The sequence below is a fragment of the Flavobacterium sp. AJR genome, assembly GCF_002156885.1.
GTDB lineage: Bacteria > Bacteroidota > Bacteroidia > Flavobacteriales > Flavobacteriaceae > Flavobacterium.
The window spans coordinates 38,290-51,832 of the sequence record NZ_NCWQ01000030.1; the positions used below are offsets into that span (position 1 = coordinate 38,290).

Below are 13,543 nucleotides of genomic sequence, written 5' to 3' on the forward strand. Positions count from 1 at the left end.
CTTTTAAAATTTTGCGATAACAAATATGGTTAAAATTTCTTTTCAACCCATTGAATCAATAGTTTTATATTCACAAAGAAAACGTCCTCAAAATTGAGAGCGTTTTCTTTTATATTATTTCACTCTAAAACAATTGCTCCTTTTTATGCTTTAACATAAGCATCATCATGAACACTTGCAACTGCTCTACCTGAAGGATCATTCATGTTTTTAAATGCTTCATCCCATTCTAATGCAATTTTTGTACTACAAGCCACACTTGCTTCCTGAGGTACACATAAAGCAGCAGCATCACTCGGGAAATGTTCTGCAAAAATAGATCGATAGTAATACTCTTCTTTAGAAGTTGGTGTCTGCAATGGGAATTTGTATTTCGCATTTGCCAATTGTTCGTCTGAAACTTCTTTGGCTACCACTTCTTTCAAAGTATCAATCCAGCTATATCCTACTCCATCAGAAAACTGCTCTTTTTGTCTCCATGCTACACTTTCCGGCAACATATCTTCAAAAGCTTTACGAACAACCCATTTTTCCATAGGATGTTCTTTATTGATCATCTTATCTTGTGGATTAATACGCATGGCAACATCCATGAATTCTTTATCTAAGAACGGCACACGCCCTTCAATTCCCCAAGCTGCCAAACTTTTGTTTGCGCGCAAACAGTCATACATATGCAATTTACCTAGTTTACGAACGTTTTCTTCGTGAAACTCTTTCGCATTTGGCGCTTTATGAAAGTACAAATACCCTCCAAATAATTCATCTGCACCTTCACCAGACAATACCATTTTAATCCCCATTGACTTAATAACTCTTGCCATTAACCACATTGGAGTTGACGCTCTAACTGTAGTTACATCATACGTTTCTAAGTTGTAAATCACATCACGAACTGCATCTAAACCTTCTTGAATGGTGAATTTGATTTCGTGGTGAATTGTCCCGATATGTTTTGCTACGATTTGAGCTGCTGCTAAATCAGGAGAACCATCTAATCCTACAGAGAAAGAGTGTAATTGCGGATACCATGCATCTGTAGTATCGTCAGATTCTATACGTTTTTGCGCAAATTTTTTGGCTACAGCCGAAGTAATAGACGAATCTAAACCTCCTGAAAGTAAAACTCCGTAAGGAACATCACTCATTAATTGTCTGTGAACCGCAGCTTCTAACGCTTCTTTAATCGCAGGAATACTAGTCTCGTTGTCTTTTACTGCATCATACTCCATCCAGTCTCTTTTGTACCATTGTACAAATTCGCCGTCTTTGCTTGTCATATAATGTCCTGGAGGAAACAACTGTATTTTTGTACAATATCCTTCTAAAGCTTTCAATTCTGAAGCTACGTAAAAAGTTCCGTGTTGATCCCATCCAATATATAACGGAATAATTCCCATATGATCACGAGCAATAAAATACTCATCTTTTTCTACATCATATATTGCAAATCCAAAAATACCATTCATTTCATCTAAAAAATGAGGTCCTTTTTCTTTATAAAGTGCTAAGATAACTTCGCAATCACTTTCTGTTTGAAAGTTATATTTCCCTTCAAATTGTTTACGCAATTCTCTGTGGTTGTATATTTCACCATTTGCAGCCAGAACCAATTTTTTATCTTCTGTAAATAAAGGCTGTTTTCCTGAAGCTGGATCTACAATTGCCAAACGCTCATGAGACATAATCGCTTTATCATTGCTATAAATTCCGCTCCAGTCTGGTCCACGGTGGCGAATGATTTTAGACATTTCCAATACTTGAGGTCTTAAGGTTTCTGCTTTTTGTTTTAGATCAAAGGCGCATACTATTCCACACATAACTATATATTTTTTACGTTTTGTTTATTTTGATAAGGCAAAGATGCAATATCAGTTACAATTGAAAAACATAAATATTAATTTCAGTTATAATTTGCCCAAACATATTTATGACAGTAAATACAAATAAAATAGTTATTAGTTTTTGTTTCATTTTTGTTTCAGATTGTAATGTTTTATTTGGTTTTTGCATTTTATTCTTAAATATATTTAGTGCAAACAAATATAAACGAAAAAAGCTTCAGATTTCTCTGAAGCTTTGTCTTTGTAACCCTAACGAAACAATTCTCTAGCCTATTTGTGGATGATATAAAGATATTGAAATGGTTAAGTGATTAATTCAAAAATTTTGTTCCCAAAAAATGATGAGTTAATACAGTTAGCAAAATATTTTTATTGAATTATTAAGTTTTAGAAAAAGAAGTAACCAACAGATAATTGAAATACTCCATTTTTATTTTTGATAGAAGAACCTTCTACATTATTAATATCGGTTAATCCCAAATTATATCTTGCGCCAAAATTAAGTCCGTTGTCAAGTTTATAGCCTAAACCAAAATTAACACCAAAATCGAAAGTATTAAACGAATCTTTTACATCTGTTTTTTCATTTTTAGCTCCAAGTAAAAACCCTATTTGAGGTCCGGCTTCAACACTTAATCCTTTTGTTACATAATATTTTCCCATTAAAGGAATGTTCAGATAACTTAAGGCAACTGTGTTATCATTAAAACCATATCCCTGACCAGAATACATTAATTCAGGTTGAAAAGAGAATTTTTCGGAAATTGGAATTTCTGATACAACACCAAAATTAAATGATGTTACAAGATCGATATCTTTGGTATTATCTCCACTGATATTTGCAAAGTTTAAACCTCCTTTAACACCAAATTTGATTTTTTGAGCATTAACATTTGTAAATCCTAAAACTGTAACAACAGCTAGTAATAAAATTTTTTTCATAAAAATTGATTTGAATTATTTGACTGCAAAATTCAGTTAAGAAAAATCAGAAAAGGTATCAAAAGCTTAAAAATGGATAAATTGGCACTTATTTTGGGGGTATTTTAACATTATTTGTTGTTGTGACCAGTAATTTTTTTTGAGCTATATAAAAAGTCGTTTTGAGGTAACCCCAGATTCTAATTTCTCAGATGGCACGAGTTTCCCCTTCATGAATGCAAAGTTGTTTCACGGGTAATCCACAATAAAAAAACTCCAGATTTCTCTGAAGTTTTGTTTTAATAACAGGAAGTACTAAAATCGATATCCAGCACTTAGTCCAAATTTTGCAACAATAGTATGGTCTGTTTTATTTGCATTGAATAATAGGCCACCAAAACCAACATTCGCTTCAAAAAGAAATCCGCTTTTACTCACCCATTTCCAGCCTCCGCCGGCACCAAGAGCAAAATCAATAACATCGGGATTTTCGGTATATATTGAATGATCTTCAGAAGTGTATATTTTTTTGCCATCTATTGAAGTCAGCATTCCAAATCCTTCAACAAACCAGCCTGATGCATATTTTTTACCAAAATATCTTCTGTAATACGGAGATATTGAATAGTTTAAATCTTCTTCATTCTTTGTATTGTCAAATACATAATAAAAAGAAAGTCCTAATGACGAATTATGATTTAAATGTCTTTCGTAACCAACCTGAAAAGATTGCCATAAAGGAGCAATTGCATTTAATTTAATTTCATTATTTTTCTGATATGAATCAGTTTCATTTTGAGCATTAGCAGAATAAAAGACAAACAAAATGATTAGTAGTAAAAAGTTCTTTTTCATAAAAAGTGATTTGAATTATTTAAATCCAAAATTCACGTAAGAAAAGTTAGAAAAGGTTTCAAAAACTTAAAAATGAATAAATTGGTATAAAAATTATATTTAAAACAAAGGTTAAAACAACTAAACCTAATCCTAAGAACAATACCGTTCGGTAATATTTTGTATTAAAAATAATAGCATTATTATTCCCTAAAATAAGATCAAAATATTTAGACAATCCAATCATAAAAACAACAGGAACTCCTCCTCTATATTCCTCAGGAACGATTTCGTATAACTGATTAATATTTACGAAAATACACAACATCACAAATCCACCAACGATCTGTAAGTTAATAGATGTCTTTTTATACAAATCATTCAACTCATCATGTTTATCATCGTGCATTAACTTTGCAGTAATAGGATATACAATTTGATGCATAGCACGACTTGGAACCGAAATTACCAAGGCTATATATGTTGCTACCGAATAATAGGCAATATTCTCAATTTTCATATACTGATTAAGCATAAGCTTATCTCCATCCAAAAGCAAATTGGCTACACTTCCTGAAAGGATTATGTAAAACGTATATTCCATTACACTTTTTACATTTGCAGGTATTGTAATCTGAAACTTAGGCTTTTTGATACTAAAAGCATAAAACATCGTTACGATAAAAGCTATAAAATAAATTGCAGCTGTTACATATACAAATTGAATTAAGGTTATCCAATCAAAATACAATCCTACCAAAGCAAGTGTAGAAAATAATCTTAAACCAACTTCTTTGATAAAATTACCAAAAACGGAATGCATATGTACTCTTGCCCAAGCATAAAAAATCTCGAAATAAGCCATACAAATTCCGATAAAAGGAATCAGTAAGATAAACTCTTTTACAACAGGATTTTTCTTTGATACAAAAGCCGTGATATCATCAAAAAAGAAAAGTCCAATTATTCCCAAAGGAATACACATTAAAACAGGAAATAGTGCTGTAAAGGACAAAAACTGCTCTCTCTCTTCTTCTGTTTTATATTGAGAATAAAACTTGACTAATGTATTTTGCATCCCGATAGCAAACAAAGGCATGATAACATTTGCTGCTGAAGTAACGTAATTTGTTAAACCATAATACGTTTCGCCTAAATAAATCGGATATAAATAAAGCGTGTTTATTGCACCAATACCAAAACCAATATATGTTATAATAGTATTTTTAAAAGACTGATTTAAGACTATGCCCATTGAAGGTATTTATGTTTTTTATTGAAATTTTAAAAAGTATTCTATTTAATCAATTGTGCTAACTGTTTTGTTAGGTTTTTTCTAGAATATTGCTGCAATCCAACTCCGTTTGATTGTAGTTTTCCTTCTAAAAATTGATTATAAAAATCCAAAATTACACTTTTTAATTTCATTTTTTCAGAATAGTCAAAAAACACACCTGTATTTGTCTGAGTTATAATATCTGAGAAGTCAGAACCTTTGGGTCCAATTGCAATTATTGGTCTATTAGAAACCATGTATTCAAACAACTTACCCGGAATAATACTCTTTGTATCTTCTGAGTTTATTTCGATTAACAATAAAACCTGAGATTTCCTTTGATGTGCAATAGCTTCGTTATGCGAAACATAACCTAAATTATTCAGGTAATCATTCAGTTTGAGCTTCTCGATTGTTTCTAATACTTCCTGACTAACTGCACCAATTAGTTTTACTTGCAAGTGTTGTTTGAATTCAGGGATTTCCTGCAATAACTCAACCAAACATTCCCATAAAAAAAGAGGGTTTCTTTCGGATAAAAAAGAACCAATATGTGCCAAAGTAAACTTGGTATCTAATGTTTGCTTCTCTACATTTTCTACATCATAACCATTGGTAATAACTTCAATTGGTTTTGATGTTATTTCCTGAAATTCTGCTTTGGTAGTTTTGCTTGTTACAAGAATAGTATCGGCAGTATTTAAAACCTGACGTTCTAATTTCTTGTGCTTTTTGGCAGCATAACTTGACAAACGCAATGATTTATGATAACCTATCGTAGTCCATGGATCACGAAAATCGGCAAACCATTTTACGTTTAATTTTTGTTTTAATTCTAATCCAATAAGATGCAAACTATGTGGCGGACCAGAAGTTACAATCGTATCGATATTATTCTCTACAATGTATTTTTCTAAAAAAGAAACCGATGGCTTTACCCATAAAACACGAGCATCGGGAATAAATAAATTTCCACGAATCCAAAGGAATGTTTTATCCAGAAAAGATTGCTTTTTCTGATTCGGGATAATTCCAGAAGCTATTTTCTTTGTTTTATTTTTCGAAAAAAATGAAGCTAATTGATAAGGCTCAATAATTTTATTCTTGATAACAATTACCTGATCCGAAACTTCATTCATCAAACCTTCATCAACAATAGGATATGTTGGATTTTCTGGTACATATACAATTGGCTGAACACCAAATTCGGGCAAATATTTTACAAATTTCAACCAACGTTGCACGCCAGGTCCTCCAGCTGGTGGAAAGTAATATGTTATAATTAGGAGTTTCTTTTGTTCCAAGAAAAAAGTGGTTTAATGTTTAAAGTTGCAAATTTAACAGTTAATAGAAAAATTACAATTTCATAAAAATTATTTCGAAATAGTTTTCTTAAATATTCTAAATAAAATATAGAATAAAATAAGCCAATTTAAAACAATCCAAAAATTATAAAAAATCCAAACGATCTTATATTTAGTTTCCATACTTGAAAGACTAAAATATTCTCCTTGACTCTCTTCATAAAAGTCATCATATCCCATCATATAAATACCACAGAAAATGAGTATTGCTGCATCCAGGAATACACAAGAAGAAATACTTTAAGAATTTTTAAAATCATTATTGTCAAGCTAAAATCAAAATCTGATTACTTAACACCAATCGATTTTTTTCTTTCAAAATAAATTCCTCCGATTAAAAGAACTAGCATACCTATTGAACTAGCAAGTGTAATCACACTACCAGTTTTAACAACTTGTGGCTCAAATTTAAATTCGATTGTATGTTTTCCTCCAGGAACCTCAAGTGCTCTTAACACGTAATCTACAGGAAAATGATCTGTAAGTTTTCCATCAATGTAAGCATTCCATCCTTTTTCGTAATAAATCTCAGAGAATACCGCTAAACCATCATTTAAGTTATCCGATGTATATTTAATATAATTTGGTTTATAAACGTCTAATTTTATAGTTCCGCTTGCATCCCATTTTTTCTTTAATCGAGCACTTTTAAATTTAGAACCATAATCATGAATATTAAACACTGCTACATTCTTAGTATCTAAGTGATCCAAAAGTTTCATTTCGGCATCGGCAGTATTTACCAATTTTACATCTTTTACAAACCAAGCATTACCGTTAGTATTTGGGTTTATTGTCGGGAATTCTTGTCCTTCTTTATTTGTTTGGATAATGTATTTTATATTTAACATATCCAATACTTCCATATTATTTTTGGCTATCTGATAGTCAAATAACTGTTGCATTCTTCTTGGTTTTGCAGCATGATATCCACCAATTGATTTATGGAAATAAGAAGCTCTAGCACTTGATAAGTTACCATTTACTTCAAAAACTCTATAATGTGTAGTGTCTTTTAAAATTTGTACATCCGAAGGTGTTTCCTGAAAAGGAACTGCAACTTCTCTTCCGCTTACAAAATCTTTGGCTGAAACATATTTTTTATCAACAAAGAACAAATCAAAAATCATAAAAACACTCACAATAATTAATGCAACATTTTGAGATAATTTATTCTTGATAAAGAACCATAACACTCCAAAAGTAACTACTATAAAGAATCCAGAACGCAACAAATCTGCTGAGTACAATGTTCTTCTGTCTTCTTTTAATGCATCTACAAAATCAGGTCCGTAATTCTCTAAGAAATAACTATCGCTACCTCCTGAAAAATTAAACATACTCTTGCAGAAAACTAATATTAGTAAAACACCAATACTAAATACTCCTGTTTGTACCAATCCTTTTTGCTGTAGTTTTGGGTCAATGTCTTTTAGTTTAAAGAAAGATTGTAATCCCATAATTGCAAGAACTGGGAAACATAATTCTAAAATAACCTGTATAGAAGAAACTGCTCTAAACTTATCATACATAGGAACATGATCGATAAAGAAATCAGTTAATATTGGAAAGTTTTTACCCCAGGAAAGCACTAAAGCAACCATTGCTCCCGAAAAGAATACATATTTAATTTTTCGGTCATCAATAAACAAAGCCAAAACTGCCAAAAAGAAAACAATAGCACCTATATATGCTGGAGCAGCTACAATAGGCTGATCTCCCCAATACGTTGGCATTGCCGAAACAAAATCCTGAGCTTGACCTTCTGGAACACCTTGTCCAATCATAAATTCGTACATCTTACTATCTGTACCAACATTTTCACTATTAGAACCACCAAATAATCTTGGTGCAATTAAGTTAAAACTTTCAGCAATTCCGTAACTGTATTCTGTAATATAATCGCGGCTTAATGCGCTTCCGTTTGTATTACTTTTTGAACCATCTGGATTAAATGTAAGTTCACTTTTTCCTCTGGTACTAAAACTAGCATATTCGCTAGTAGCCAATAAATTAGTAGCATTTGCACCTAAAGCAAAAATTCCGGCTACTGCCAAAACTCCAAATGAAATTAAAAGTGGTTTATATTCTTTTTCTTTAATAAAATTGAAAGTATAATATCCTGAAAGAATCAATAAGAATATCAATAAATAATACGTCATCTGGTAGTGGTTAGCATTAATTTCTAACGCTACCGCAAACATGGTGAGTAAACCTCCGAGAATATATTTTTTCTGGAATACGAGTATAAATCCGGCGATAACCAGTGGCATATACGCAATAGCATGCGCTTTGGCATTATGTCCAACTCCAAGAATAATAATTAAATAAGTAGAGAACCCAAAAGCCAATGCTCCGATAAAAGCTTTAAGCGGGTCGATTCTCAAAACCAATAACAAACCATAAAACCCTAAGAAATATAAAAACAGATAATCTGCCGGACGAGGTAAAAATCGTAAAGCATCATCTATCTGACCTACATAATCATGCGGATAATTAGCTCCTAGTTGATAAGTTGGCATTCCGCCAAAAGCCGAATTTGTCCAATATGGTTCAGAATGTTCAGTTGCTCTGAAATCATTTTGTTCCTTGGCCATTCCGGTATATTGTGCAATATCCGATTGAAAAATCTGTTTTCCTTGTAATACAGGATAAAAATAAATTAAAGAAACGAGTACAAATCCCAATATAACAAGGGCATGCGGATAAAGCTTATTTATTACTTTCAATTTTGGTGGGTTTGGTTATGGATGAAAATCTATTATTTTGACTACAAACTTAATCTATTTCTTCGTAATCAACGTAATCGCCTACTTTTTTGGTTTCACGAGGATTTTTCGCATTGGCCGTGTCAATTATAACCTCATCATTTGTTCTGGTTTTTTGCCATGAATTATCTTGTGGTTGTCTATATTGTTGTTGCTGTTGTCTCTGAAAGTTTTCACCTGCTTTATCTACTACTTTTTTAACTAAAACTGGCAGAAATAATTTTGCCAAGAATCTAAAAATGTAATAAAAAGCAATCATATAAAAAATCGCTTTTATAAGACCTGAAAAAGATGCTGTTTGCATAATCATATAATTTTTTTCAAAAATAATAAATCCATTCTTCAAAATTAAAATATCAATCTTAAATTAATAATAAAATATAGTACATTTGAAATGCGTTATTACTTTTTAACTAATAAAAATAATATGTTTAAAATCAGAAACTTGATTATTTCCAGCGTTTTTTTAACGCCTTATCTTTTTTTCGGACAACATACCGATGTAATTAATTCAAACCGCCCAGGAGAAACAATGTCTGCTTTTGCTGTAGGAAAATCTGTAATACAAGCTGAAGTTGGTGTTTACGGAATTAATGAAAAACATGACTTATTAAATTATAACGCAAGTGGTTTCGGTACTGATTTAACGCTTCGTTGGGGACTTTTTCGTGAACAACTAGAGCTTATCGCCGATTTGCAATACCAAATGGAAGATTACAGCACTCCTTTTAATAGTTACAAAAAAAATGACTTTAAGCAAACTATACTTGGAGCTAAATATTTAATCTACGATCCTTTTAAAAATTACGAAAAGAAACCTAATATTTATAGCTGGAAGGCTAATCAAAAGTTTGACTGGCATCAATTAATTCCTGCGGTTTCTATTTTTGCAGGAGCAAATTTTACTTTTGCAGGAAATCCGTATGCTTTTTCAAATGAATCTAGCATTTCTCCTAAAATCATGTTGATTACTCAAAACCATTTAGGTGATGGGAAATGGGTTTTTGTAACCAATATCATTGCCGATTATATTACCACCGACTATCCTAGTTATGGATATGTATTAACACTTACAAGAGGTTTTAATGATAAATGGTCTGGTTTTGTCGAAAATCAAGGATACAAAAGCGACTTTTATAGCGATTGCATTATTAGAGGTGGTGCTGCATATTTACTAAACAAAAGCATGCAAATCGACGCTTCTATAAGTACTAATTTTAAAGACACTCCTTCTATTTTTTATGGTGGAGTAGGTTTTTCTTGGCGTTACGATGCAAAATATAAAGAGGTTCAGATGAATTTTACTGATAAAAAAGGTAAAAAAGACAAAAATCCTAAAAAAAGCAAGAAAAAAGAAAAAGAAGAAGATTATCAGTTAATGGAACAAAAGCGTAAAGCTACTTTTGAATAAAAACTGTAGTTACTAATACACTATCTCTTAAAAAGGAGAATTTTAAATAAACAATACCGTCTTAATGATTACAATACAAGAAGCTAAAACTAAAAAGGAATTAACCGAATTTGTAAAATTTCCTTTCTCTTTATATAAAGACAATAAATATTGGGTTCCGCCTATTATTGCTGATGAGTTAGAGACTTTTGATAAAACCAAAAATCCTGCATTCGAAAATGCCGAAGCTACTTTTTATGTAGCCTCTAGAAACAATGAAATTGTAGGACGAATTGCTGCCATAATTAACTGGGATGAAGTTAATGGGCAACAAAAAAAGAAAGTTCGTTTTGGCTGGTTTGATGTTATTGATGATATCGAAGTTACCAAAGTTTTACTTGAAAGAGTATATGAATTAGGGCGAAAAAACAACCTGGAATATGTTGAGGGTCCAATGGGATTCTCTAATCTGGATAAAGTTGGAGTTTTAACTGAGGGTTTTAACGAAATAGGAACGATGATTACTTGGTACAATCATCCCTATTACGCGACTCATTTTGAACAATTAGGTTATGTGGTAGAAAAAAAATACGACGAAAGTAAATTCCCTTTTGCTAACGTAAAACCTGAGTTTTTTGAAAAGGCAAATGAGTTAGTTAAGAGAAGATACCAATTAAAACCGCTTAACTTTAAGACAACTAAAGAAGTTATGCCTCACGTAGATAAAATGTTTGATTTATTTAATGAATCTTACGCTTCTTTATCTTCATTTGTAGCAATATCGGATGTACAGAAAGAATACTTCAAAAAGAAATACATCAGTTTTATCAATCCCGAATTTATAAAATTTGTAGAAGATAAAGACCATAACATTGTAGCTTTTAGTATTGTAATGCCATCCTTTTCGGAAGCTTTACAGAAAACAAAAGGAAAATTATTCCCGTTTGGATTTCTTCATTTGCTTAAAGCAAAAAAGCATAGTAAGGATATGATTTTTTACTTGATTGGTGTTCACCCTGAGTATCAGAACAAGGCTGTAACAGCTATTATCTTCAATGAATATTACCATACTTTTAAAGAAAAAGGAATTGTTAATTGCTATAGAACTCCTGAATTATCAGATAATGTAGCTATCCATAATTTATGGAAACATTTTGATCCTGTAATACACAAGCGAAGAGCTACTTTTCGTAAAGAATTATAATAAAAAATCCATTCGTTATGCGAATGGATTTTTTTATTCTCTCAGCTCCCAAACTATTTGCAATCGACCTTTGATAAAGTCATTTTTGAATCAAATTTTAAAAGCTTTTTATCTTTAAATACCAATTTACCATTTGTTTCTATAAGGTCTCCATATCCCTCAATAAAAGTTCCTGCTTTTTTCAGGAAAGCAACTTCTCTTATAGAAGAAACTCCTTCAGATTTAAAAGTATAATCAGCAATAAGTGTATCTCCTTTTATGCTCCCTATTATAGTTCCTTCGTTTTTATCTTTTTGATAAATCTTGTACGTCAATTGCCCATCTACTTCATTATGAGAATTTGTGTTTAAAGTCAGTATGACTGTATCCTTATTAGTTACTGATTGAAAACATTGTTTGCCCACAGATTCTTCGATTTTTGCAGATTCGACCGTACTAGGGATTATCTCTTCTTGTTTCTCTTTTTTACAAGAAACCAATACTAATGTAACGGCTCCTATTATTGCTATTATTTTTTTCATAATTATTCCGTTTAAAAGTTTGAATGTTAAATATAGTACATAATAGTCTTAAACAAAAAAAATCCATTCGCATAACGAATGGATTTTTTTATATAATTCCCATATATTCAATTGAATATTGGATTGTAACTATGCATCTAAATCAACTGTAGTTCTACTAGCAATTTCTTTATAAGTTCCATTTTCTAATTTTTCACGAATAGCTTCAAAAGCTGTAAGTGTCTCATCAATATCTGCCAAAGTATGAGATGTAGTAGGTATCATTCTTAATAAAATAATTCCTTTTGGAATAACTGGATAAATAACAATTGACAAGAAAATACCGTAGTTTTCTCTTAAATCATTTACCATTACCATCGCTTCTGGTACACTTCCTTGAAGATAAACTGGAGTTACACATGTATTTGTATCACCAATATTAAAGTTTCTAGAACGTAAACCGTTTTGCAATGCATTTACATTTTCCCAAAGTTTATCTTTCAATTCTGGGTGATTACGCAATAATTCTAAACGTTTTAATGAACCAATTGTTTGAATCATTGGCAATGCTTTTGCAAACATTTGAGAACGTAAATTATATTTTAAATAATCGATAATATCTTTATCTGCAGCTACGAAAGCTCCGATATTAGCCATAGATTTAGCAAAAGTAGAGAAGTAAACATCAATATCATCCTGAACTCCTTGCTCCTCACCTGCTCCAGCTCCTGTTTTACCAAGTGTACCAAAACCGTGTGCATCATCTACTAATAATCTGAAATTGTATTTTTGTTTAAGAGCAACGATTTCTTTCAATTTTCCTTGTTGTCCTCGCATTCCAAACACACCTTCGGTAATAAATAAAATCCCACCACCTGTTTCAGTTGCCATTTTTGTAGCACGTTGCAGGTTTTTCTCCATACTCTCAAGATCATTGTGTTTGTAAGTAAAACGTTTACCCATGTGCAAACGAACACCATCAATAATACAAGCGTGAGAATCTACATCGTATACAATAATGTCATTTTTAGTAACCAAAGCATCAATAATAGATACCATTCCCTGATAACCAAAATTTAATAAATAAGCTGCTGGTTTCATTACAAAATCAGCCAATTCATTTTCTAATTGCTCATGATATTTAGTATGACCAGACATCATACGTGCTCCCATTGGGTAAGCTGCACCAAACTGAGTTGCAGCATCAATATCAGCCTTACGTACTTCTGGATGATTTGCTAAACCTAAATAGTCATTCAAACTCCAGTTTAAAATATTTTTTCCACCAAACTGCATTCTTGGGCCAAGTTCACCTTCTAATTTAGGAAACACAAAATAGCCCTCAGCTTGTGAAGCCCATTTTCCTAATGGTCCTTTATTGTTTTGAATTCTTTCGAATAAATCTTTTACCATAAATATATTTTGAAGTAATAATTTTAATT

11 protein-coding genes are annotated in these 13,543 nt (G+C 31.5%); 2 read left to right on the forward strand and 9 right to left on the reverse strand.

Annotated features, from left to right (window positions below; all coding sequences use genetic code 11):
* Positions 1 to 143: 143 nt before the first annotated feature.
* The 7 genes from asnB to B8T70_RS09460 form a co-directional block, all read right to left on the reverse strand.
* A complete protein-coding gene (asnB, locus tag B8T70_RS09430) occupies positions 144 to 1,820 on the reverse strand; it encodes an asparagine synthase B (protein WP_086894699.1) in 1,677 nt (558 codons plus the stop codon).
* A gap of 411 nt (positions 1,821 to 2,231) precedes the next feature.
* Complete coding sequence (locus B8T70_RS09435; RefSeq protein WP_086894700.1) at positions 2,232 to 2,786, reverse strand: porin family protein; 555 nt, start codon at positions 2,784 to 2,786, stop codon at positions 2,232 to 2,234.
* Between the two features lie 294 nt (positions 2,787 to 3,080).
* Positions 3,081 to 3,620 carry a DUF3575 domain-containing protein gene (locus B8T70_RS09440; protein WP_086894701.1) on the reverse strand — a complete coding sequence of 180 codons (540 nt, stop codon included), beginning with the start codon at positions 3,618 to 3,620 and terminating at the stop codon, positions 3,081 to 3,083.
* 58 nt (positions 3,621 to 3,678) lie between these two features.
* Entirely contained in the window at positions 3,679 to 4,854 is a 1,176-nt protein-coding gene (locus tag B8T70_RS09445) for a lipopolysaccharide biosynthesis protein (RefSeq protein ID WP_242667447.1), read from the reverse strand.
* 41 nt (positions 4,855 to 4,895) lie between these two features.
* Positions 4,896 to 6,179, reverse strand: a complete 1,284-nt coding sequence (locus B8T70_RS09450) for a glycosyltransferase family 4 protein (RefSeq protein WP_086894702.1) — start codon at positions 6,177 to 6,179, stop codon at positions 4,896 to 4,898.
* 347 nt (positions 6,180 to 6,526) lie between these two features.
* Entirely contained in the window at positions 6,527 to 8,968 is a 2,442-nt protein-coding gene (locus tag B8T70_RS09455) for a YfhO family protein (protein WP_086894703.1), read from the reverse strand.
* Positions 8,969 to 9,017: 49 nt separating this feature from the next.
* Complete coding sequence (locus B8T70_RS09460) at positions 9,018 to 9,311, reverse strand: DUF4834 family protein (protein WP_039117189.1); 294 nt, start codon at positions 9,309 to 9,311, stop codon at positions 9,018 to 9,020.
* Between the two features lie 123 nt (positions 9,312 to 9,434).
* Here B8T70_RS09460 and B8T70_RS09465 point away from each other — a divergent pair, with 123 nt between their 5' ends.
* Both B8T70_RS09465 and B8T70_RS09470 read left to right on the forward strand, forming a co-directional pair.
* Entirely contained in the window at positions 9,435 to 10,418 is a 984-nt protein-coding gene (locus B8T70_RS09465; protein ID WP_039117133.1) for a transporter, read from the forward strand.
* Between the two features lie 64 nt (positions 10,419 to 10,482).
* On the forward strand, positions 10,483 to 11,601 hold the full coding sequence (locus tag B8T70_RS09470) for a hypothetical protein (RefSeq protein WP_039112617.1): 1,119 nt from the start codon (positions 10,483 to 10,485) through the stop codon (positions 11,599 to 11,601).
* A 53-nt stretch (positions 11,602 to 11,654) separates the two neighbouring features.
* Here the strand turns inward: B8T70_RS09470 and B8T70_RS09475 are convergent, their stop codons facing one another.
* Entirely contained in the window at positions 11,655 to 12,122 is a 468-nt protein-coding gene (locus B8T70_RS09475) for a hypothetical protein (RefSeq protein ID WP_039112616.1), read from the reverse strand.
* 129 nt (positions 12,123 to 12,251) lie between these two features.
* Positions 12,252 to 13,514, reverse strand: coding sequence for a pyridoxal phosphate-dependent aminotransferase family protein (locus tag B8T70_RS09480; RefSeq protein WP_039117131.1), 1,263 nt, complete (start codon positions 13,512 to 13,514; stop codon positions 12,252 to 12,254).
* Positions 13,515 to 13,543 lie beyond the last annotated feature (29 nt).